Genomic DNA, 21,484 nt, shown 5'->3' with positions numbered 1-21,484 from the left:
CTTTGCCTTACTTAAATGAACAAAAATACCATGAATCGAATGAAACATTTGCTTTGTGTTCTTTTAGTAGCCGCTTTAGGAAGTTTCACTTTCAAAGCCAATGCTTGCACCGAACGCAATATGCTGCAAAAAGCGGCAGACGAATCTACATTGAAAAATGTGTTAGTGATGAAACAAGCGTGGGTGCCTTATCCTGCTTATACGGATCGTGCCGCTTGGGATTCGCTGATGGGTCCCAACAAACAACGTCTTATCGAAGCCGGTGAAAAACTTCTCAACTACAAATGGCAACTGATTCCTGCCACCGCTTATTTGGAATACGAGCGTAGCGGCAACCGGAAAGTGATGGAGGTTCCTTACGACGATAATCGTAGAGCACTTAATACCCTGATGCTTGCCGAACTGGCGGAGGGAAAAGGACGCTTTATCGACCAATTGCTCAATGGAGCTTATATGAGCTGCGAAATGAATTCATGGGTTTTATCCGCACACTTGCCCCGTCAGAGCAGTAAACGTTCGCTTCCCGATTTCCGTGAACAGATTATTGATTTGGGCTCAGGGGGGTATGGAGCTTTGATGGCGTGGGTACACTATTTTTTCCGTAAGCCATTCGATAAGATCAATCCTGTAGTATCCTTACAAATGCGTAAAGCAATCAAAGAACGTATTCTCGATCCTTATATGAATGATGATGAAATGTGGTGGATGGCTTTCAACTGGCAACCGGGAGAAATTATCAATAACTGGAATCCTTGGTGTAATTCCAATGCTTTGCAATGTTTCCTCTTGATGGAAAATAATAAGGACAAGCTGGCCAAAGCCGTTTATCGTTCTATGAAGTCTGTGGATAAATTCATTAATTTCGTAAAGTCCGATGGCGCTTGTGAAGAAGGAACCTCTTATTGGGGACATGCTGCCGGAAAACTCTATGATTATCTCCAAATTCTTTCCGATGGTACAGGAGGCAAGATATCCTTGTTTAATGAACCGATGATTCGCCGGATGGGGGAATATATGTCCCGTTCTTACGTAGGCAATGGCTGGGTAGTGAACTTCGCCGATGCTTCGGCACAGGGTGGGGGTGACCCTCTGTTGATTTTCCGTTTCGGTAAAGCGGTCAGCAGTGATGAAATGATGCATTTTGCAGCTTACTTGCTGAATGGCAGAAAGCCGTACGCTACTATGGGCAATGACGCTTTCCGTTCCCTTCAATCCCTGCTTTGCTGTAATGACCTGGCAAAAGCGACTCCGAAACACGATATGCCGGATGTTACCTGGTATCCCGAAACTGAATTCTGCTACATGAAAAATAAGAATGGTATGCTGCTCGCTGCCAAAGGCGGATTCAATAACGAAAGCCATAACCATAATGATGTAGGAACGTTCTCTTTGTATGTAAACACGATTCCTGTATTTATTGATGCCGGAGTCGGTACCTATACCAAGCAGACGTTCGGAAAAGACCGTTATACTATCTGGACCATGCAAAGCAATTATCATAACTTACCGATGATAAATGGAGTTCCGCAGAAATTCGGTCAGCAATATAAAGCGACCAATACTGTTTGCAATGAAAAGAAGCGTACTTTCTCTGCAGATATTGCCACAGCTTATCCGGCAGAAGCAAAAGTAAAGAGTTGGATTCGTTCGTATGCATTGGACGACCGTAAGCTGATGATTACGGACAACTATACACTGAATGAGGCACTGGCTCCCAATCAGCTAAATTTCCTGACTTGGGGAAAGGTTAGTTTTCCTTCTCCCGGCAAAGTGCGTGTTGAAGTGAAAGGGCAGAAAGTAGAGTTGGATTATCCGTCTCAGTTTAAAGCAGAACTGGAAACTATTAAATTGGATGATCCTCGCCTTTCTAATGTTTGGGGCAAGGAGATTTATCGCATCACACTGAAGACAGAAGAAAAGAAAGCGACTGGGAATTATAAGTTTGTCATTCAACAAGTGAAGTAAAATAAGGACTTAGAATTATAAAGGTATTAAACAATTAAATCACAGTAAGATGAAAAAAGTAGTATTTGTCGGCCTTTTGGCTATTGCAGGAGTAAGCGTAAGTGCTCAGAATCTGATTAAAAACGAGAAATTCGCAACAGAAGTAACGAACAAGGTGACCAATCCGAATAAGGCGACAGCCGGTGAATGGTTCATCATGAATAATGAAGCTGACGGTGCAACTACCATTGCTTGGGAACAGACGGGTGATGCCAAATATCCTAATGCCATGAAGATAGACAACTCCGGAGCTGCAAAGAACATTTCCTGGTACAAGGCTTTCTTGGGACAGCGTGTTACAGACGGGTTGCAGAAAGGTATCTATGTCCTTACTTTCTATGCGAAAGCAAAAGAAGCCGGTACTCCGGTAAGTGTATATATCAAGCAGACGAATGAAGAAAAGAATGATAATGGCAAGTACAATACCACCTTCTTTATGCGTCGTGATTATGATGCTGATTCTCAACCGAATGCTTCGGGAGCACAGTACAACTTCAAAATTAAGGATGCAGACAAATGGACGAAAGTGGTAGTTTATTACGATATGGGACAAGTTGTGAACGCTATCAGCAGTAAGAAAGCGAATGCAGATTTGGAAGTATCTGATACGGATGATGACGCTGCTATTTTGAAAGACTGCTATGTAGCTATTCTTGCTCAGAATAAAGGTGGCGTTGTAGAAATCAGTGATGTCACATTAAGAAAGAAATAAGAGGAAAAAGTGGTTAAAGCGTAGATTAACGCAAATTATCACAGATTATTTCAAGGACATTTCTGAATATCCCTAAAAAAAGCAACTAATTCGCAATGAAGTAGTTGCTTTTTTTATTTTCAGAATATCCCTATCTCAATTATAGGACTTATATCTTTTAGTTGATTCCGAGTTTCTTTCTCAATTCTTTCGGCAGGGAGTCTTTGTGTACCATGACGCAGATTGTTTTAGCGCGTACATAGCTTTCGGACATATTAAGATATCCCCCGAATTTATTACCGTCCGCTCCCCAAGAGTTTTTAGTTATATAGTATTTAGTGCCGTTTTGGTCTTTGGCAATACCGGTGATGTGCATTAAATGGTCATCTGTTGTTACAAATTTCTCGTAGCCTTCTTGGCGGATTTCCGGTGTTACCTTGATTTCCGGATAAGGATGTTCAAACTTAAAAACTTCATCCAGACGTTGATATTTAGGCATCTCTTCAAAACGGGCACGGTCGGTAGTGGAGTAGTCTTTTATATCTTCCACTTGCGGATTGATGGCAATTCCGTTCTTAAAAGAGAAACCTTGTTCGCTGACGTCCCCATCCCAACATACGGTATACCCCTTGTTTAATGCATAGTCGATGGCTTCTATCAATTCATCCAGAGGGAGGTTATACATTGGCTGGTTTTCCCAATTATCGGGTACTTCCGGTGAGAAAGTTTCATAATAAGGTTTGTGGGTAAAACTGGTCAACTCGATATAATTATCCATGTTCAGTCCCAGACTTTCAGTGAAAGACTGCGGTGTATATTCTTTTCCTTTATAAGTGAACTTCTCTGGTAGTTTGCCCAGATACGTATCGAATAGATTATCAATAAGTGAATAATACTGTGGTGTACGTTTCTTGGAAGCGATATTGGCATCGACCAAAGCTTTGAAGTAGCGGCATAATGCTCCGTGATTATGATCCGTATTACCATTGATCAGACCGGAATAGGCTTCTTCCGGTACGATCCCCACCTGTTTATAGGCATTTTTGAAAGTATGTGCCAGACTTCCTTCTCCAATGTTTCCTTTGCCCCGGCGAAGGTAGTTGTCTTCCATTTGGTTCATGTATTTTTGGCGGACAATAAACATTTCCGAGAGGTCGTATTCCCCCTTTCCCATACGAAGTAATTCGGATTCCATGAAAGAAGCGGTGGCAAAGCACCAGCAGGTTCCGGTGGAAGCCTGGTTCTTGACGGGAGTCGCTTTGTGCGATACAATGGTTGTGAATTCATAACCGGGTGTTTGTGCAAAGGTGGTTGCGGCTAATAAAAGTACTGCAACCGACATCAATAGTTTCTTCATAATCTATGTGTTTTATTATTTATTGAGTACAAATGTATAAAAAAAGCGAGGATACTCGAAAGTTCCTCGCTTTTTTCAATATAATTAGTGTGTTTATTTACATGGCTACCTGCTGTGACAGCAGTTTTTGAAGTTTACCGTTCAAGGTTTGGCACATAGCGCCGTTTCCCATTGCTTGATAGCGTTTGATACGGTACTGTAACATCATAATCTTTTCATTTGCATTCTTTTTCATAATTTGTTTCCTCTTTTTTTGCCCTCCACGTTTTGAAGAGCGGTTTTACATCTTGTTTTCTTTATTAACACTGCAAAGGTACAAAATGTTTTTGGATTATATGCTGTAAAACATAAAAATCTTCTTTATCCTTTAAAAAAACTTTTTATAAGAGGTCCGAACACGGTGGATGTTACAAACGTATTACATCTATTTACAGAGAGTTATTCCGTATTCATTATTGCCGACACATTCAATCGGGTAGTCTTTGTCTCGCAAGGGTATACTATCGGTCTTGGCGAGCAACTGATGAAGAATATTCGTGGATTGTAGTCATTATTCTCCGGACGGTAGTTACGTTTCGTTCGTATTCGTCAATATTTACGGTTCCGCCCATAGCCTTCCGGAATACCTGCACATAGTTCTACCCGATTGGCACCTCCTGTCTGAGCTGCCAGGCAACTTTCTACGGAATTGGCACAGACCTCGAATTGATACTCTTTCATAGTTTAATAAGACTACTCACCACAAATTACACAGATTCTCACAGATTAATCATTAAACTATTGTTTTTTAATGAAAATAATCTGTGAGAATCTGTGTAATCTGTGGTGAAATTATTCTCTGTTTTTTTTATTTAGCGAAGCTAACCGCACGTGTCTCACGAATAACGGTGATCTTCACTTGTCCCGGATAAGTCATTTCATCCTGAATCTTCTTGGCGATTTCACCAGACAGGTTTTCAGTCTGTTTGTCGTCAATCTTATCCGCACCTACGATAACGCGAAGTTCACGACCGGCCTGAATAGCATATGTCTTTGTCACACCCGGATAAGACATAGCTAACTGTTCAAGATCGTTCAGACGTTTGATATACGCCTCTACGATTTCACGGCGAGCACCCGGACGTGCACCTGAGATGGCGTCACAAACCTGTACGATAGGAGCGAGTAAACTGGTCATTTCCGTTTCGTCATGGTGGGCACCGATAGCATTGCATATATCCGGTTTCTCCTTATACTTTTCCGCAAGCTTCATACCCAGCAATGCGTGCGGCAATTCCGGCTCTTCGTCGGGCACTTTACCTATATCGTGCAACAAACCTGCGCGTTTAGCTTTTTTCGGGTTCAATCCCAGTTCTGAAGCCATCACTGCACAAAGATTGGCAGTTTCGCGTGCGTGTTGCAAAAGGTTCTGACCGTATGAAGAACGATATTTCATCTTACCTATAATACGGATTAATTCAGGATGCAGACCGTGAATACCTAAGTCGATTGTTGTACGTTTACCGGTTTCGATAATTTCTTCTTCCACTTGTTTGCGTACTTTCGCCACTACCTCTTCGATACGGGCAGGGTGGATACGTCCGTCGGTTACCAGCTGATGGAGAGCCAGACGGGCTACTTCACGGCGAACTGGGTCGAAAGCAGAAAGAACAATCGCTTCCGGAGTATCGTCAACAACGATTTCAACGCCGGTAGCAGCTTCCAATGCACGGATATTGCGACCTTCACGTCCGATAATACGTCCTTTGATTTCATCCGACTCGATATGGAATACTGTAACGGAATTCTCAATAGCCGTTTCCGTAGCTACCCGTTGGATAGACTGTACTACAATACGTTTCGCTTCCTTGTTAGCAGTCAGTTTCGCATCATCCATGATGTCGTTGATATAGGACTGGGCTTGTGTCTTAGCTTCCTCTTTCAATGATTCCACCAGGCGTTCTTTTGCCTCTTCGGCGGACAATCCGGAGATTGCTTCCAACTTCTCGATTTCCTGCTGTTGCAGTTTGTCAAGTTCTTCTTTTTTCTTGTCTACAATGACAAGTTGCGCTTCCAGATTCTCTTTGACAGCTTCGGCTTCCATCTTCTTGCGTTGAATTTCTTCCTGGCGCTGTCCGAGTACCATTTCGCGTTGTTTCAGCTTATTTTCCGCTTGCTGAATCTTTTGATTTCTGAGTGCTACCTCTTTTTCAAGATCTGCTTTCTTGTTCAGGAATTTCTCCTTCACTTCCAGCAGCTTGTTCTTCTTAATTACTTCCGCTTCCGTCTCTGCTTCTTTCAGGACATTGTCGTATTTGGACTTTAAAGCATACCTGAACAGTATGTACGAGAGTACTCCACCTACGATGAAGCAAGCAATTGCTGTTGCTATTATTACTATCATTCTACATTTAATTTAAGTATATAAATAAAAACGCACCACCAAATATCTAAGCAAGTTCTTGCTCGGATATTGTGCAGTGCGTGGTTGTTTTCTCTTATCAGCGAATAACCGGATAAAATTTATTCTTTCTTGAAATAATCCTCCAGCAATTCAGTCAGTTCTTTTACCTTTTCCGTATAGGGAGCGGTATCATTACGTTGCAACAATTGCAGTTTCTCTAATGAGAACTGATAGGCTACCATAACTATAATTTTTTCCGGTTCCAAATTCAGATGCCCCCATTTTTCCCGGTACTCACCAAGTATGGTATTAACCTGCTTGGCGGCCGCCCGTACTATCTCCTCATTCTCTGGATTGATAAATACCGGATAACACGCATCTGCCATATGCAGGTTTATTCTTATTATATTATCGCTCATACATCCTTTCTTTCTTATTCATTCAACAAAGCGATGCATTTATCGACTTCACGCACTAATTTTGACAATCGCAGCTTCGTCTCTTTTACGTCGCTGCCGTTAAGGCTGATTGCCGTAGCTGTTTTTAGGTTCGTATAGTTGACTTCCAATTCATCGTATTGAGCCTGTATCTTCTCATTTTTCAGTTTTTCGAAATCAAGAAGCTTTTTCAACTCGACATTCTCACGCTTTAACTCATCATGCAAATAGAGCAAATGCCGTAGCCGCGTTTCAAAGGTATTCAATAACTTTTTTTCTTCTTCTGTCATTACTACACCAAAATTGTACACAAAAATACGATTAACTCTGATATTACAAAAACTTTTCGGGATAAAATGTTCTTTTTAGCTCAAATTAGTTGTATTTCAGCGTTAGGGTGTGAAAGATATAGACTTTGAATGTGTGGTAGTTCGGTGTGACATTTTTGTTTTTATTTTAAGTATTATACGGGGAAAAACAAAAATGTCACATCGCTGTTAATCAATTAATTAGTACCTAAAATAGCCCCCAAATAAGCGAAGTTTACAAAAAACTATAAGAGAATCAGATCTTTTCCGCTAGAAAAGTTGCACTTTATAGTCAATTATTTGAATTTCAGTATTTTAATTGTTCTTTCTGTGCGATTTCGGTTATTTTCTATCTCCGCATATTGTTCCAACTCCTTTGTCGTGATACCTCTTCCCGTGTTCAGTCCCATTTTTTTATATACTTGCTTCAGCATACTTTTCGCTTCCTGAACGGAAAGTTCGGAGCCTATGGGGAAAGTTCGTTGGATAGATATACGCATTTGTGCCGATTTCTTGATGGTGTGTTCGCTGCTTGCGTTCAATGCCGTGCGCAACTTATTCTCGTTATAATCGGATTGGCGGATAAAATCCGCTCCGAAACAGCAGAAACAATCGTATATGTATCTGTCGGCAGTCGAAGTAATCAGGTTGCCTAGCATACGCTGGTAGCGTTTTTGTAACTTTTTGTCAGTTGTCCTGCTCATTTTCTCCATCTCTTCCAGTTTGCGGACGATAAGTTCCGTCCTTTTTTTCTTTGCCAGCCGGTGTTGTATCGCCATGCGTTCATTGTCGGAAACAGGCATTAGACGCTCTTCATGAGAGAAAACAAAATAATCGGTCTGCCGATAGGCATCGCAAAGCAGGTCAGTAGAAGTGTATAGTCGTTTCACCTGTTCCTTTTCGTAAAAGTTGGCAATCAGGAACGGATCCGGTTTGCCTTTGTCGTCCAGATAGGGGAGGTATGAATTTTCTCCGATCGCTTCCTGCAATAGAGTCCGTTCGCCAATATTAGAGGTACGTGCCAGTTGGAATTTCCAATTGTTGTAGACGGTGGAAGCGCCACGAATCCAGTCGTCGATTTCTGTGGATGACATACATTCCAGATCCGGACGGATGGAAGCGATATGTGTCACGCTATTTACTCCGCCACGAAACCGACCGATAATCTGAATCGCTTCGGTAGCAGGATCGATAACCGATTGGGTAGCACCAAACAAATCGCTAATGAAAATCACGTGCGGAGGGTTGGGAGAGATGATATCTACAGCCGAGTAAAACCTTGAGGTGAAGAAGTTGTAACGTTCCAGTTCGGTAATCATCATTGACTTTTTCCGGCGGTTGCCTTTCCAAAGTTTATATTGCCCGTCTTCACTGCAAAAGGTACAGGCGTTGCTCAGTTCCGGAATCAGACGGTAGAAACTGTCTATCGAGTCAATGCTGTTGCAGAAAATGCAGACTGTTCCTCGTTTGGCTTCGATTACTTCCTGCAGTGTCTCCAGCACATTATTTGTAGTAATTAGTTTTAATTTCTGCCGGTATGCATAGTCCGGTTGGATTAGTACCCGTGCGAAGCCGTCGAAACGATTGTCTTTTTCGGGAATAATGGGAGTTGCGGAAATCAGCGCCTTATTTTGAAAGAGGAAAAAATCGTTCATCGGTTCACGGATAGAGTCACGGTAGTGTACGTCCTGCACTAATTTCTCACATTCGTCGAATAAAATGAAACATTCCTCGTATATATCTATGCCTACCGTTTGCATCGCCTCTTTTATCTTGGCGAAACCTTCGGGAGTAGTCAGCAGTTTGTAATGCCTGTCGTGGTTATCTTCCAGGAAATCTATAATTTTCCGGACAGTCACTCCTTTGTAGACGGCTAATGCATTCTTATGTTTTTTAGCTTTTGATTCGATGACAGGCACATTAGGCTCGATGATGATTGATTTTCGTGGAGCTATCAGTTCGCAATGCGTAGCACCCAGTCCGGGCAGTAGCTTGTTGATGATACAATTTGTCGGTATAAATTCTTTCCCGGCACGCTTCAACGCATCCGCAAAGTATTCGCCTTTCCGGATGGAGTAAGTTCTGGTGTATTCCATTTTGTTCTAGTATTTGCGTTTGTTGTGTCTTTCGGGATTGTACTTTTCAAATCCGGCCGTTGCTATACGTTTCTTCAGTTGTTTTTCAGCTTTGAATACAACATTCTTTATTTCTATGGATTCCGCCCGATGATTTTCACCGGGTTGTTTGTCCTTGCAGAAACTGCCGTTCAGTGAGAAACTGCCGAAGTCGTCCAGATTGAGGATGTTTCCGTTTTTCAGAACAGCTTCTATACCTTCCAATACCATAGTAAGATTTTTGTATGCATCCCCTTTCGATAGATTGTTCTTGTCCGCCAGGTACTCAACGAAGGCTTTGGTGTCCAATGTATCCCATGACAGGAGTTGTACGCGTACGTTCGTTTCTTTGTTACCCGTAAAGGTATCTGCAAAACGGGTTGATTTATAAAGTATGCTCACGAGTGATCGTTTTTTATGGTTACTACTTGTTTGCAGTTGAGTAACTTCCGAGTAGGACAAGTGTAGCTGGCGAGTTGCACAAGTGCGGCTGGATGGTTGCTCAAGTGCAACAGATTAATTCGTGCGGATGATTTTGCTAAAAGATAAGGGGAAGTTATTAATCTGTTCAGTAGAATTTATTAAATCTTCCTTATGAGTCGGTAAAAACATCTTGTCGGTTTCGACGGTACAAAGATAGGACTTTTCTTATTATGTAGGTTACTATTATTCATTATTATATTATATGTAAAATAGATAATATTTTATCTACTTGTGTATCTAGTGTGATTTTCATATCTTTGTCTATATATAGTGAGTAATGGAATGAATTAAAGAATATATGTTGAAAATATTAGTGACCTACGCCGTTCAAGGCGAATTTGTAGAGATAAAATGGCCTGATGTCGAACCGTATTATGTGCGCACAGGCATTGGAAAAGTAAAATCGGCTTTTCATCTGGCAGAAGCAATTCGCCAGGTACAGCCGGATTTGGTGTTGAATATGGGAAGTGCCGGGACAGTCAATCATCAGGTAGGAGATATTTTTGTCTGCCGTAAGTTTGTGGATCGTGATATGCAGAAGATGAAAGAGTTCGGATTGGAGTGCGAGATTGATTCATCGGCTCTGCTCGAAGAAAAAGGTTTCTGTAAGCATTGGACGGAAAACGGGATTTGTAATACCGGAGACGGATTCCTGACGGAATTAACCCATATAAATGGAGACGTTGTAGATATGGAAGCTTATGCACAGGCATTCGTTTGCCGTTCGAAAGAGATTCCTTTTATTTCCGTGAAATACGTGACAGACATCATCGGTCAGAATTCTGTGAAACATTGGGAAGATAAACTTGCAGATGCACGCCAGGGGCTATCTGATTATTTCAATGTCTTGAAAGAAAGGATATGATAAGTGATTCCTGCGGCAATCAGTCCCAAGAGAACCTTTACCCATATCAGGGGAATCAGGAAGAAAATACAATAAAGCATGGTTCCCCACATTAGTACGAGGGAAACTATCTTGGCGCGGAGAGGAATCGCTTTGTTTTCACGGTAGTTGCGGATATAAGGACCAAAATAACGATGATTGAGCAGCCAGTTATAGAGACGGGACGACCCTTTGAAATAAAGGGCTGCAGTAAGTAGCAGGAAAGGCGTGGTAGGCAATAGCGGCAGAAAAATGCCGAGAATGCCGAGTGCCAGGGAAATCGTTCCTATAACAATATATAGAGTCTTCATGCGGCAAAGATAGTGTAAAAAAGGGATTCTGCAATATCATAAAAGTATATGTGCGGTGGCGAACATTTTTTCCTCCGGCCTTGTTGTAATAATACTGCTCAATTGGATAAACAATGCAGCGGAAGAAGCTTAATTATTACATGATATATTATGAAAGTAGGTTTGTTTATTCCTTGTTATATCAATGCTATATATCCCAATGTGGGAGTGGCATCGTATAAGCTATTAAAAAGTCTGGGAGTAGACGTCGATTATCCGTTGGATCAGACTTGTTGCGGACAACCGATGGCGAATGCCGGTTTTGAAGATGAATCAACGAAGCTGGCACTCCGTTTTGATGACTTGTTTCAACAATATGACTACATTGTCGGTCCCTCCGCCAGTTGTGTCGCTTTTGTGAAAGAGAATCATCCGGGTATTTTAGAGAAAGAAGGTCATGTCTGTCAAAGTGCGGGAAAGATTTATGACCTTTGCGATTTCATCCACGATGTGATCAAACCCACGAAACTGCCTGCACGCTTTCCACACAAAGTCAGTATTCACAACAGTTGTCACGGTGTGCGTGAATTGTTCAACTCCGCCCCCAGCGAATTAAATATCCCTTATTACAATAAATTGCGTGATTTGCTCAATCTGGTAGAAGGAATCGAGGTATTCGAACCCAGCCACATTGACGAGTGCTGCGGTTTTGGCGGAATGTTTGCCGTAGAAGAGCAGGCTGTTTCCGTATGTATGGGACGCGATAAGGTGAAAGACCACATGGCTACCGGAGCCGAGTATATTGTCGGAGCCGACAGTTCCTGCCTAATGCATATGCAAGGCGTTATCAAACGGGAACATCTGCCCATTCAGATTATCCATATTGTAGAAATTCTAGCATCGCAATTATGAGTACAAAACATTCAAAGGCTGCCGAGAAGTTCTTGCAGGACAGCAAGATGGCAGCATGGCATAACGAAACCCTTTGGATGGTCCGTGCCAAGAGGGATAAGATGAGTAAAGAAGTTCCCGAGTGGGAAGAGTTGCGCAACAAGGCCTGTGAACTGAAACTATATTCCAACAGCCACCTCGAAGAGCTCCTGCTGGAGTTTGAAAAGAATGCTACCGCCAATGGCGCTATCGTGCATTGGGCGAAAGACGCTGATGAATATTGTGCCATTGTGTACGAGATACTGAATGAACATAATGTGCATCATTTCATCAAAAGTAAATCCATGCTCGCAGAGGAATGTGGGTTGAATCCTTTCCTGATGGAGCGTGGTATCGATGTCGTGGAGTCCGATTTGGGCGAGCGTATTCTGCAATTGATGCATCTCGAACCGAGTCATATCGTGTTGCCTGCCATCCACATCAAACGGGAACAGGTGGGTGAACTCTTTGAGAAAGAGATGGGAACGGAAAAAGGTAACTTTGATCCTACTTATCTGACTCATGCCGCCCGTAAGAACCTGCGTCATCTTTTTCTGAATGCCGAAGCTGCCATGACTGGCGCTAACTTTGCCGTAGCTTCGACCGGTGATATCGTGGTGTGTACCAATGAAGGAAATGCCGATATGGGAACTTCATATCCGAAGTTGAATATTGCTGCTTTCGGTATGGAAAAGATTGTGCCGGACCTGGAGGCGTTGGGGGTATTTACCCGTTTGCTGGCACGTTCGGCTACCGGACAACCGGTTACAACCTACACTTCCCATTACCGTCGCCCTCGCGAAGGAGGTGAATATCACATCATTATTGTGGACAATGGCCGGAGTGCATTGCTGTCCAAGACCGACCATATCAAGACACTGAATTGTATTCGTTGCGGTGCGTGTATGAATACTTGTCCCGTATATCGTCGAAGCGGTGGATACTCTTATACTTATTTTATTCCCGGTCCTATTGGGATCAATCTGGGTATGGCCCATGATCCGGAGAAATATTATGATAATCTTTCTGCCTGCTCTCTGTGTATGTCCTGCTCTGATGTCTGTCCGGTGAAAGTGGATCTTGCCGAACAGATTTATAAGTGGCGTCAGGATTTGGACGGACTGGGCAAGGCGAATACGGGAAAGAAGATCATGTCCGGTGGAATGAAGTTCCTGATGGAGCGTCCGGCATTGTTCAATGCTGCTTTGTGGGCGGCTCCGATGATAAACAGCCTGCCACGATTTATGAAATACAATGATTTCGATGATTGGGGAAAGGGACGCGAGTTGCCGGAATTTGCCAAAGAATCGTTTAATGAGATGTGGAAGAAGAACAAAGTGCAGGGAAAGGAGGAATCTAAATGAGCAGTAGAGAAGAAATATTAGCCAGTATCCGCAAAAATACGCAAGTTCGTTATGATAAGCCGGATATTGCGGATATGAAACGGTTGTCATATCCCGATAAAATAGAACAGTTTTGTGCTATCAGCCGTGCGGTGGGAGGTATGGCTGTTGTATTGGGTGAGGGAGAAGATGTGAATGCGGTGATTCGCCGGACCTATCCGGAGGCTATGCGCATTGCTTCCGTGTTGCCGGATATTTCGTGCGCGACGTTCAATCCCGATAATCTGGATGACCCGAAAGAGTTGGACGGCACGGATGTGGCTGTGGTGAAAGGAGAAATCGGAGTTGCTGAGAACGGGGCTGTCTGGATTCCGCAAACAGTAAAGTATAAAGCTGTTTATTTCATTTCAGAGAAGTTGGTTATTTTGCTCGACCGGAATAAAATAGTAGATACGATGTATGACGCTTACCGTGAATTGGACGGGCAGGAATATAAATTCGGCACGTTTATTTCCGGTCCTTCAAAGACTGCTGATATCGAACAGGCTTTGGTGATGGGAGCGCATGGAGCAAGGGACGTATTGGTAATATTGATGTAGTTGTTAAATGTAAATGATATGTATGCCAATAAAGTAAAGAAAATAGCTGCCATTCATGACCTTTCGGGGATGGGACGCGTATCTCTCACGGTCGTTATCCCTATTCTTTCATCTATGGGCTTTCAAGTCTGTCCGCTGCCTACGGCTGTGCTTTCCAATCACACGCAATATCCCGGTTTCTCTTTTCTCGATCTGACGGACGAAATGCCGAAGATTATTGCCGAATGGAAAAAACTGGAAGTGCAGTTCGATGCTATCTATACGGGATATCTGGGCTCTCCGAAGCAGATTCAGATCGTTTCCGATTTTATCAGGGACTTCCGGCAGCCGGATAGTTTAATCGTGGCTGATCCCGTGTTGGGAGATAACGGTCGGTTGTACGCTAATTTTGATGGGGAGATGGTGAAGGAGATGCGTCACTTGATTACAAAAGCGGATGTAGTTACCCCGAATTTGACAGAACTGTTTTATCTGTTGGACAGGCCTTATAAAGCGGACAATACAGATGAGGAGTTGAAAGAATATCTTCGGCTCTTGTCTGATAAAGGTCCTGATGTGGTTATCATAACCAGTGTTCCCGTACATGGTGAACCTCATAAAACTTCTGTTTATGCTTATAACCGTCAGGGAAACCGTTATTGGAAGGTGACTTGTCCTTATCTGCCTGCCCATTATCCGGGTACAGGGGATACTTTTACAAGTGTTATCACGGGGGCTTTGATGCAGGGTGACAGTTTGCCAATGGCGTTGGACCGTGCCACGCAGTTTATTCTACAGGGTATTCGCGCTACTTTCGGATATGAGTATGATAACCGCGAGGGTATTTTGTTGGAAAAAGTACTCCATAATCTGGATATGCCGATACAAATGGCCAGTTATGAACTGATTTAATATTTAACACTCGTAAGCTTTTGTTTTTCAGGTATTTCTTTTATTTTTGCGGTTGTTGAATTAATCTGAAATAATTGTATCTAATGACTCAAACACTGAAAACGACTGAACGGCTTGGAGTAGTGGACGCTCTGCGTGGGTTCGCTTTGTTAGCTATTGTATTATTACATAATCTGGAGCATTACAATCTGTTTTTTATGCCGGAGAATGTACCCGCATGGTTGCAAACAATTGATAAGTATGCATGGGATACTATATTTTTCTTGTTTGCGGGAAAGGCTTATGCGACTTTCTCATTGTTGTTCGGGTTTAGCTTTTATATTCAGTTTCACAATGCGGAGAAACGGGGAATCGATTTCAGGGGACGATTTGCATGGCGGATGTGCCTGCTTCTCCTGTTTGCACAGTTGCACGCATTGTTCTATAACGGTGATATTCTTTTGCTATATGCAGTAGTCGGGTTTGCACTGATTCCGGTTTGTAAGTTGAAGGATAAGACGGTTTTCTGGATTGCTTTGATTCTGCTTTTACAGCCATACGAGTGGGGACGTGCCATCTATGCGCTGATAAATCCGGATTATGTGGCGGTGACCGGTCATTTTATTCCTTATGCTATGCGTGCTGAGGCAGCGACAGCCAACGGCAGTTTCTTTGATGTATTACAGTCTAATATCATTGACGGACAGTTGTATAGCAATATCTGGCAGGTGGAAAATGGACGCTTGTTCCAGACGGTTGCTCTGTTCATGTTCGGGATGTTGTTGGGACGCCGGAAATATTTGATAAAGAGTGAAGAGTCCGTACGTTTCTGGAAAAGAATGTTGATAGGTGCTGTCATTGCCTTCATTCCTCTCTATTGCCTTAGAATTTTTGTTCCGGATTTTATTACGGATTCCTCCGCACTGATTCCTTATAATATAGCTGTTCCGTCTTATGCTAATTTTGCGTTCATGGTGATTCTTGTTTCTCTCTTCACCCTGCTTTGGTTTAAGAAAGAGACAGGATATAGCTGGCAAAGCCTGCTGATTCCTTACGGGCGCATGAGTCTGACGAATTATATTTCCCAATCTGTTATGGGAGTCACTATCTATTATGGATTCGGGTTGTCTATGTACAAATATGCCGGAGCAACGGCAAGCCTGCTTATTGCATTGCTTATCTTTACCGTTCAGTTGGTCTTCAGCCGTTGGTGGCTTGTTCGACACAGGCAAGGACCACTTGAATTCTTATGGCGCAAGGGTACCTGGATTTAGTGGTTTGCGTTAATCGAATTTGACGGTTACCTCCGCCTGCTTGTTCCCGTATGTCCAGTCCGGTCCTTCCTGAACCAGACGGATTGCCTCTTTGTCGGAAGATTCGCAGAGACTCTTCTTTACTTTAATGTGGAAAGGCCGTCCGTCCCTATTGACCAGAAAGGTCAATACTACTTTTCCTTTCACTTGTGCGCACGTTTCGTCTGTTGGGCGGACCAGATTCTTTTTCAGATATTTCAGATATTTACGTTTTCCGTCAACGGGTTGCGGAGTGTTATCTTTATTTGCCTTTTTATTGACTCCGTGTCCCACTACCACCACTTCGCTGAGTCCTTTTTGGTCTTCGTTCATGGCAATGAGCATTGTCCGGCTGGTATCTACCGGAACTTCTACCGGGTCATATCCGATATACTGTGCTGTCAACTGCTTGTTCTCTGCTTTTTTGAGTAATGAAAATTCTCCATTCACATCTGTAACGGTTCCGATATTCGTTCCTTTGTACATTACGCTGGCGCCGATAAGCGGTTCCCCTTTTTGGTCGGTCACTTTTCCTTTGATTATATCATTGGTGGGAATAACTGCCATTTTAGCTATTCTCATTTTTTTGACGGATTCGGGATCAGAAGCTCCTGTTGTCATTATTACTTCTTCGTCTGTTGCTGCAACCATTTGACCCGAAGTTTCCTCCTCCATAGGCATTGTTGTAATGGGAGCACTTGGAGGCTTGGAAATGGTAGTCCGGCTTTTGGCGATGATATCTTTCTTATCCGCTTGTTTCGTGGAAACTGGGGAAATAGGAGTGGAATCCGTCTTTGTCTTTGTGGGAACTAGTGCGATTTCCTTTTGTGGAATTATCGGAATGACAGGCTCTGGTGTCTCTTTCAGGAACAGGAAATAACTGCTGATTCCGAATCCGATTACCAGACAGGCGGCAACACTCCAAATGATAGCGTAGGTATTTCTTTTCTTTGTAGAACGGGCAGAGATTTGTATCCGCAGTTGCTCAATCCGTTGTTCGTGATTTCCCTCCACTTGGTTGTATCCATCTATCGCATCAGCCAGAAAAGGGTCTTTCATCGACTCTTTTTCCAACCGATGTGCTTCTTTTCCTTTGCGGAGTCCTTGTATGTAGTCCGATAGTCTCATAGGGTTTGTTTCTTGATACAGATTTTTAAGTTTCGCTTTCCGTTCTGGATATAGCTTTTTACATTATTCAGAGTAAATCCGGTCTGCTCGACAATATCCGCATACGACATTTCCTCTAAAAAGAAACGTGTAATGCTCGTCCGTTGTTCTTCGGGCAACTTTTCGAGACAGTGATGTAATGCTTTTAACCGGTCTTCCGAACTTTCCTCTTCACTTAATAGATGCAGAAATTCATCGGATTCCATAATATTAATGGTGTAATCTAACGGAATTTCTTTATTCTCCTTCCGCAGAAGTTGCAAGCAATGATTTTTTGCCACCCGGTAGAGCCAGGGCTTGAACACTTTGATCTCATAATTTCGCAGCTTAGGCAATAAATCTTCAAACAACTGCATGACCGCTTCCTGTGCCCGGTCTTCGTCTTGCAGATATTTCAGGCATAGTCCATACAGTAACGGGATATAGCGGTTGTATAATTCACCGAAATATTCCGTATCACCGGACTGAGCGTAGTGTGTGAGTAGCTCCTCGTCCGACAGTTTGGATATGGTTCTTTTAAAAAACAATGCCTATTCTTCTTCGTCGTCAATAATGACTTGATATTTTTCTTTCATTATTTCAAAATCATCTGCAATCTGTTCCAATATTTCATGTATATCCGTGCTCTTTACCAATGTGGGCATACCGTAATAGATAGATGCTTTATATGGCAACAGTATCATTTTGCCTTTGGGCAGAGAACGTCCCATGCCGGTCATGAATACGGGAATATATTTTACTTCAGGTCGCAGAGACAGGATACGGGCTATGCCAGATTTAATTTTTCCCATCTGTTCCGGCTTTCCTCTGGTTCCTTCGGGAAAAAGAATCAGTGAATATCCTGCATCGATGGCTTCAAGCATTTTGCGGATCGGGTCATGTTCCGAATCTTTTTCTCCTTTCCTTCTGATTAGCAGTGTGTTGATGAAATAGTTACTTATGGAAGCCTGAAAGCGGTTTTTACCAAAATAATCTTCTGCTGCTACAGGTTTGACTTTCCATAAAAGTTTTCCGGGCAGAGAAGATAATAAACTTAAAGTGTCCAAATGGCTGTTGTGGTTGGCAAGAATGATGAACTGCTTTTCTTTCTTGAGGAATCGGCAATCGGTGAACTGAACTCCTACGATCAGTTTCAAGAACCATTGGCATATACCTTTATATATAATCTGCATGATAGCAGCTTGCATGAATCTCTTTTCCATTTAATATGCAATGTAATAAACTAAATGAAAAAAGACGGGAGCGGTGTAGGACAGAGAGTCTATCCGGTCGAATACTCCTCCATGACCGGGAATACTGTTCCCCATATCCTTAATTCCTTTATCCCTTTTGATGGCGGAGAGTTCGCTGATATTTGTTTTTGGAAAGATCTTCTTTACGAGAAAAAGAATAAGGCTTGCCGTAATGAGCAGTCCGATGATGAGCGAAATGACGATAATCAGTTCATCACTTAGCGTAGGAAATATGGTATCCAGTAGTTCTTTCATTTTATTTCATTGTTTGTTGTGTGTGACATGAGGTACAGACGGTGTATCAGTGTTGCGACAAGACCGACATTTATAATTATCAGGGCTATGAGACATACCATCCGGTCGTATCCTGCGTGAATGGTGCAGGTGGCTGCTACAAAGGCAAGCGTGAGCAATGCCATGCGGTGTTGTTTGGCCATCGGGCCGTTAAAGAAATGCTGGTGCGTTTTGTAGGCTCCTATCCAACGGAAATAAGCTGTCATCACAGCAAGAAGAGCAGCCATCCATCCTAGTTCAATACCGAATCCGCCTGCTACATATCCGACGGGAATGATGAACAAAGCATCAGCAAAGCGGTCGGGCATATCATTGTAGAGATCCCCGTTGGCGCTTTTCTTCCCTCCTTCGATAGCTACCATCCCATCGAACAGGTTGCAGAGTAACCGCGACTGCATGCAAACGATGAACAGAATGTAGGCTACATACTTGTTAAAACCGGGATCAATGACTGTGCCGATCAACAGAAGGCATCCCACCATAGCGAAGAATATGCTCATCATGGAAATTTGATTGGGAGTGATACCCCAACGAGTTAGTTTGCGGGCGATAATAGTGGCCCAGACCGTGTTTCGTGAGGCTATTTCCCGCCTTCCATCAACTTCGTTTTTCATATTTATGATATGTTTATGTTTGGCAAATATACATATCATATTAAGAGTTACAAAGGAATAAGTAGGAATTTTTAAGTGACTTTTTTCCGCTCGGGTAAAAAAAGTTCAGGCAAATTATGGAATCTGTGTGAAATCTGCATCTCTATAGTAAAAGCGATGAATAGTAACATTTTAAAATAATGAAGTTATGAGAACAAACCAATTCAGAGCAATCATGCTCGTACTGCTGATGGCAGTTATTTGCTTAGGAACAATGAATGCGCAAACTATTACCGTGACCGGTATTGTGACGGACGCAGCGGATGGAACTTCGATTACCGGTTGTTCGGTAGTGAATAACCGTTCCAAAAGTGGGGCAATCACAGATGTGAACGGTCGTTATTCCATTCAGGCCCAAAAAGGGGACGTATTGTTATTCCGGTTTATCGGGTATAAAGAAGAAAAAAGAGTGGTTAAGTCGGCCAAACTGGATGTTAAAATGAAGACTGATGATGTGGCGTTGGAGGAGTGTGTCGTAGTGGGATACGGTACAATGAAAACAAAGGCAATGAGCGGTGCGTATGTAGCGGTGTGTCCGACTGCCATGTATGATATGGATACGAGAATGAATACGGAAGAGTATGACCGGATTCAGGAGAATGGTTTCAAAAGTGTAGCCGATACTCCGCTTTCTACTTTTTCTATTGATGTGGACCCTGCTTCTTATAGCAATATGCGTCGTTTTATCAATAGAGGAGAATTGCCTCCTGCCGATGCAATCCGTACGGAAGAATTAGTGAATTACTTTTCTTACGACTATCCGAAACCAACGGGCAACGATCCTGTGAAGATAACTGTGGAAGCCGGAACTTGTACTTGGAATACAGCTCATCGGCTTGTTCGTATCGGATTGAAAGCTAAGGAAATTCCGACGGAGCAGTTGCCGGCGTCCAATCTTGTATTCTTGATTGATGTTTCCGGTTCTATGTGGGGGGCTAATCGGTTGGATTTGGTAAAGTCATCGCTCAAACTATTGGTGAATAATCTGCGGAATAAAGATAAGGTGGCAATCGTGACTTATGCAGGCAGTGCCGGTGTGAAGCTGGAAGCTACTTCGGGCGGTGATAAACAGAAGATCCGTGAAGCGATAGATGAACTGACCGCAGGCGGATCTACTGCAGGAGGCGCGGGCATTCATTTGGCGTATCAGATAGCTAAAAAGAACTTTATCTCTGATGGCAATAACCGTATCATACTTTGTTCCGATGGTGATTTCAACGTCGGTGTTTCTTCCGCCGAAGGATTGGAACAATTGATAGAAAAAGAACGGAAAAGTGGCGTACACCTTACTGTACTAGGCTATGGAATGGGTAACTATAAAGATAAGAAAATTCAAGTATTGGCTGAAAAAGGAAATGGGAATCATGCCTATATAGATAACTTGCAGGAAGCCAACCGTGTTTTAGTAGGCGAATTCGGTGCTACATTGCATACTGTGGCAAAAGATGTCAAACTGCAAGTGGAATTTAATCCTTCTCAAGTTCAGGCATATCGTCTGATTGGTTACGAAAGCCGTCTGCTGAAAGACGAAGATTTCAATAATGATGCGAAAGATGCCGGAGATATGGGAGCAGGACATACGGTAACAGCTTTTTATGAAGTGATTCCCGCAGGTGTGAAGAATGAATATGTAGGTAAAGTAGACGACTTGAAATACCAAAAGAAAGAAAAAATGACGCTGAAGCCGACCGGATCTGATGAACTCCTTACTGTGAAATTGCGCTACAAAGCTCCGGATAAGGATGTCAGCAGGAAAATGGAACTTCCTTTTGTAGATAACAAAGGAGATAGTGTTTCTTCCGACTTCCGTTTCGCTTCGGCAGTAGCCATGTTCGGACAGTTGCTTCGTGATTCTGACTTTAAAGGAACTGCCGATTATGACAAAGTCATTAAGCTAGCTAAACAGGGGTTGAATAATGATGAAAGAGGATATCGAAGAGAGTTTATCCGACTGGTTGAGGCTGCTAAAGGATTGGAAAAGACGAGTAAGAATTAGTATAAGAGAGAGTTTTCAAACTGAGCCGAGAGTAGTAACGGGTCAGTAGAAATTTAGTGGGGATTATTTTTTATACTCGTGAAGTATTGCTTACTTCGCATTATGAAAAACGATTATTTGACCATGCTAGCCAGCCTCGTGTTGCCGGCGCAGATATT

22 protein-coding genes and 2 pseudogenes are annotated in these 21,484 nt (G+C 42.7%); 10 read left to right on the top strand and 14 right to left on the bottom strand.

Annotation, left to right across the window (positions count from 1 at the left end; all coding sequences use genetic code 11):
* The first annotated feature begins 30 nt into the window (after positions 1-30).
* Both H8S63_RS11070 and H8S63_RS11065 read left to right on the top strand, forming a co-directional pair.
* Complete coding sequence (locus H8S63_RS11070; RefSeq protein WP_186926801.1) at positions 31-1,965, top strand: heparinase II/III family protein; 1,935 nt, start codon at positions 31-33, stop codon at positions 1,963-1,965.
* Between the two features lie 49 nt (positions 1,966-2,014).
* Positions 2,015-2,716 (top strand): DUF4627 domain-containing protein, encoded by a 702-nt coding sequence (locus tag H8S63_RS11065; RefSeq protein ID WP_186926800.1) that lies wholly within the window; start codon positions 2,015-2,017, stop codon positions 2,714-2,716.
* Positions 2,717-2,873: 157 nt separating this feature from the next.
* On the opposite strand, the gene H8S63_RS11060 is transcribed toward H8S63_RS11065, so the two are convergent.
* Entirely contained in the window at positions 2,874-4,052 is a 1,179-nt protein-coding gene (locus tag H8S63_RS11060; protein ID WP_186926799.1) for an aminopeptidase C, read from the bottom strand.
* A 97-nt stretch (positions 4,053-4,149) separates the two neighbouring features.
* On the bottom strand, positions 4,150-4,287 hold the full coding sequence (locus H8S63_RS11055) for a hypothetical protein (RefSeq protein ID WP_004301914.1): 138 nt from the start codon (positions 4,285-4,287) through the stop codon (positions 4,150-4,152).
* A gap of 165 nt (positions 4,288-4,452) precedes the next feature.
* Between H8S63_RS11055 and H8S63_RS11050 the strand changes: the two genes are divergently transcribed.
* Entirely contained in the window at positions 4,453-4,599 is a 147-nt protein-coding gene (locus H8S63_RS11050; RefSeq protein WP_186926882.1) for a hypothetical protein, read from the top strand.
* Between the two features lie 65 nt (positions 4,600-4,664).
* Here the strand turns inward: H8S63_RS11050 and H8S63_RS11045 are convergent.
* The 6 genes and pseudogenes from H8S63_RS11045 to H8S63_RS11020 all read right to left on the bottom strand — a co-directional run.
* Positions 4,665-4,772: pseudogene (locus H8S63_RS11045) on the bottom strand (copper homeostasis protein CutC); the annotation flags it as partial.
* 127 nt (positions 4,773-4,899) lie between these two features.
* On the bottom strand, positions 4,900-6,435 hold the full coding sequence (rny, locus tag H8S63_RS11040; RefSeq protein ID WP_007750606.1) for a ribonuclease Y: 1,536 nt from the start codon (positions 6,433-6,435) through the stop codon (positions 4,900-4,902).
* 119 nt (positions 6,436-6,554) lie between these two features.
* The gene (locus tag H8S63_RS11035) at positions 6,555-6,854 is read right to left on the bottom strand and encodes a cell division protein ZapA (RefSeq protein ID WP_007750604.1); all 300 of its coding nucleotides are present in this window, start codon (positions 6,852-6,854) and stop codon (positions 6,555-6,557) included.
* A gap of 14 nt (positions 6,855-6,868) precedes the next feature.
* On the bottom strand, positions 6,869-7,162 hold the full coding sequence (locus H8S63_RS11030; protein ID WP_007750603.1) for a hypothetical protein: 294 nt from the start codon (positions 7,160-7,162) through the stop codon (positions 6,869-6,871).
* A 314-nt stretch (positions 7,163-7,476) separates the two neighbouring features.
* Entirely contained in the window at positions 7,477-9,276 is a 1,800-nt protein-coding gene (locus tag H8S63_RS11025; RefSeq protein ID WP_186926798.1) for a hypothetical protein, read from the bottom strand.
* A 6-nt stretch (positions 9,277-9,282) separates the two neighbouring features.
* Positions 9,283-9,696 (bottom strand): HU family DNA-binding protein, encoded by a 414-nt coding sequence (locus H8S63_RS11020; protein ID WP_007750595.1) that lies wholly within the window; start codon positions 9,694-9,696, stop codon positions 9,283-9,285.
* Between the two features lie 379 nt (positions 9,697-10,075).
* Between H8S63_RS11020 and H8S63_RS11015 the strand changes: the two genes are divergently transcribed.
* The gene (locus H8S63_RS11015) at positions 10,076-10,642 is read left to right on the top strand and encodes an MTA/SAH nucleosidase (RefSeq protein WP_007750594.1); all 567 of its coding nucleotides are present in this window, start codon (positions 10,076-10,078) and stop codon (positions 10,640-10,642) included.
* Here H8S63_RS11015 and H8S63_RS11010 read toward each other — a convergent pair.
* On the bottom strand, positions 10,612-10,971 hold the full coding sequence (locus H8S63_RS11010; RefSeq protein ID WP_186926797.1) for a YbaN family protein: 360 nt from the start codon (positions 10,969-10,971) through the stop codon (positions 10,612-10,614). The two genes, H8S63_RS11015 and H8S63_RS11010, sit on opposite strands and share 31 nt — an antisense overlap.
* A 150-nt stretch (positions 10,972-11,121) precedes the next feature.
* Here H8S63_RS11010 and H8S63_RS11005 point away from each other — a divergent pair, with 150 nt between their 5' ends.
* From H8S63_RS11005 to H8S63_RS10985, 5 genes are all read left to right on the top strand, one after another.
* Positions 11,122-11,862 carry a (Fe-S)-binding protein gene (locus H8S63_RS11005; protein ID WP_186926796.1) on the top strand — a complete coding sequence of 247 codons (741 nt, stop codon included), beginning with the start codon at positions 11,122-11,124 and terminating at the stop codon, positions 11,860-11,862.
* Entirely contained in the window at positions 11,859-13,244 is a 1,386-nt protein-coding gene (locus H8S63_RS11000; protein ID WP_007765470.1) for a lactate utilization protein B, read from the top strand. Before H8S63_RS11005 ends, H8S63_RS11000 begins: the two co-directional genes overlap by 4 nt.
* Complete coding sequence (locus tag H8S63_RS10995; protein WP_022275457.1) at positions 13,241-13,822, top strand: LUD domain-containing protein; 582 nt, start codon at positions 13,241-13,243, stop codon at positions 13,820-13,822. Before H8S63_RS11000 ends, H8S63_RS10995 begins: the two co-directional genes overlap by 4 nt.
* An 18-nt stretch (positions 13,823-13,840) precedes the next feature.
* Positions 13,841-14,713, top strand: coding sequence for a pyridoxamine kinase (locus tag H8S63_RS10990; RefSeq protein WP_186926795.1), 873 nt, complete (start codon positions 13,841-13,843; stop codon positions 14,711-14,713).
* Between the two features lie 83 nt (positions 14,714-14,796).
* Positions 14,797-15,966, top strand: coding sequence for a DUF418 domain-containing protein (locus H8S63_RS10985; protein WP_186926794.1), 1,170 nt, complete (start codon positions 14,797-14,799; stop codon positions 15,964-15,966).
* A 9-nt stretch (positions 15,967-15,975) separates the two neighbouring features.
* Here H8S63_RS10985 and H8S63_RS10980 read toward each other — a convergent pair whose 3' ends face one another.
* The 5 genes and pseudogenes from H8S63_RS10980 to H8S63_RS10960 all read right to left on the bottom strand — a co-directional run bounded on the left by H8S63_RS10980 (position 15,976) and on the right by H8S63_RS10960 (position 19,291).
* Positions 15,976-17,112 (bottom strand): energy transducer TonB, encoded by a 1,137-nt coding sequence (locus tag H8S63_RS10980; protein WP_186926793.1) that lies wholly within the window; start codon positions 17,110-17,112, stop codon positions 15,976-15,978.
* On the bottom strand, positions 17,109-17,678 hold the full coding sequence (locus H8S63_RS10975; protein WP_186926792.1) for an RNA polymerase sigma factor: 570 nt from the start codon (positions 17,676-17,678) through the stop codon (positions 17,109-17,111). The genes H8S63_RS10980 and H8S63_RS10975 overlap by 4 nt, the downstream gene beginning before the upstream one ends.
* A 3-nt stretch (positions 17,679-17,681) precedes the next feature.
* A complete protein-coding gene (locus tag H8S63_RS10970; protein WP_022275454.1) occupies positions 17,682-18,338 on the bottom strand; it encodes a lysophospholipid acyltransferase family protein in 657 nt (218 codons plus the stop codon).
* 15 nt (positions 18,339-18,353) lie between these two features.
* A pseudogene (locus H8S63_RS20340) lies at positions 18,354-18,494 on the bottom strand (phosphatidate cytidylyltransferase); the annotation flags it as partial.
* A gap of 140 nt (positions 18,495-18,634) precedes the next feature.
* Complete coding sequence (locus H8S63_RS10960) at positions 18,635-19,291, bottom strand: CDP-alcohol phosphatidyltransferase family protein (protein WP_186926790.1); 657 nt, start codon at positions 19,289-19,291, stop codon at positions 18,635-18,637.
* 187 nt (positions 19,292-19,478) lie between these two features.
* On the opposite strand from H8S63_RS10960, the gene H8S63_RS10955 reads away from it, so the two are divergent.
* Positions 19,479-21,326 carry a VWA domain-containing protein gene (locus H8S63_RS10955; protein ID WP_186926789.1) on the top strand — a complete coding sequence of 616 codons (1,848 nt, stop codon included), beginning with the start codon at positions 19,479-19,481 and terminating at the stop codon, positions 21,324-21,326.
* The last annotated feature ends 158 nt before the right edge of the window (positions 21,327-21,484 follow it).

The organism is Bacteroides sp. NSJ-39 (genome assembly GCF_014287315.1).
Taxonomy (GTDB): Bacteria; Bacteroidota; Bacteroidia; order Bacteroidales; family Bacteroidaceae; genus Bacteroides; species Bacteroides finegoldii.
The sequence above is the reverse complement of the archived record's forward strand: the minus strand, read 5'-3'. Positions and strand labels throughout refer to the sequence as shown.

Bases quoted from the DNA above. Each gene is read 5' to 3' on its own strand.
- H8S63_RS11070 (WP_186926801.1), top strand. From the start codon at position 31: ATGAATCGAATGAAACATTTGCTTTGTGTTCTTTTAGTAGCCGCTTTA.
- H8S63_RS11065 (WP_186926800.1), top strand. From the start codon at position 2,015: ATGAAAAAAGTAGTATTTGTCGGCCTTTTGGCTATTGCAGGAGTAAGC.
- H8S63_RS11060 (WP_186926799.1), bottom strand. From the start codon at position 4,052: ATGAAGAAACTATTGATGTCGGTTGCAGTACTTTTATTAGCCGCAACC.
- H8S63_RS11055 (WP_004301914.1), bottom strand. From the start codon at position 4,287: ATGAAAAAGAATGCAAATGAAAAGATTATGATGTTACAGTACCGTATC.
- rny (WP_007750606.1), bottom strand. From the start codon at position 6,435: ATGATAGTAATAATAGCAACAGCAATTGCTTGCTTCATCGTAGGTGGA.
- H8S63_RS11035 (WP_007750604.1), bottom strand. From the start codon at position 6,854: ATGAGCGATAATATAATAAGAATAAACCTGCATATGGCAGATGCGTGT.
- H8S63_RS11030 (WP_007750603.1), bottom strand. From the start codon at position 7,162: ATGACAGAAGAAGAAAAAAAGTTATTGAATACCTTTGAAACGCGGCTA.
- H8S63_RS11025 (WP_186926798.1), bottom strand. From the start codon at position 9,276: ATGGAATACACCAGAACTTACTCCATCCGGAAAGGCGAATACTTTGCG.
- H8S63_RS11015 (WP_007750594.1), top strand. From the start codon at position 10,076: ATGTTGAAAATATTAGTGACCTACGCCGTTCAAGGCGAATTTGTAGAG.
- H8S63_RS11010 (WP_186926797.1), bottom strand. From the start codon at position 10,971: ATGAAGACTCTATATATTGTTATAGGAACGATTTCCCTGGCACTCGGC.
- H8S63_RS11005 (WP_186926796.1), top strand. From the start codon at position 11,122: ATGAAAGTAGGTTTGTTTATTCCTTGTTATATCAATGCTATATATCCC.
- H8S63_RS11000 (WP_007765470.1), top strand. From the start codon at position 11,859: ATGAGTACAAAACATTCAAAGGCTGCCGAGAAGTTCTTGCAGGACAGC.
- H8S63_RS10995 (WP_022275457.1), top strand. From the start codon at position 13,241: ATGAGCAGTAGAGAAGAAATATTAGCCAGTATCCGCAAAAATACGCAA.
- H8S63_RS10990 (WP_186926795.1), top strand. From the start codon at position 13,841: ATGTATGCCAATAAAGTAAAGAAAATAGCTGCCATTCATGACCTTTCG.
- H8S63_RS10985 (WP_186926794.1), top strand. From the start codon at position 14,797: ATGACTCAAACACTGAAAACGACTGAACGGCTTGGAGTAGTGGACGCT.
- H8S63_RS10980 (WP_186926793.1), bottom strand. From the start codon at position 17,112: ATGAGACTATCGGACTACATACAAGGACTCCGCAAAGGAAAAGAAGCA.
- H8S63_RS10970 (WP_022275454.1), bottom strand. From the start codon at position 18,338: ATGCAAGCTGCTATCATGCAGATTATATATAAAGGTATATGCCAATGG.
- H8S63_RS10960 (WP_186926790.1), bottom strand. From the start codon at position 19,291: ATGAAAAACGAAGTTGATGGAAGGCGGGAAATAGCCTCACGAAACACG.
- H8S63_RS10955 (WP_186926789.1), top strand. From the start codon at position 19,479: ATGAGAACAAACCAATTCAGAGCAATCATGCTCGTACTGCTGATGGCA.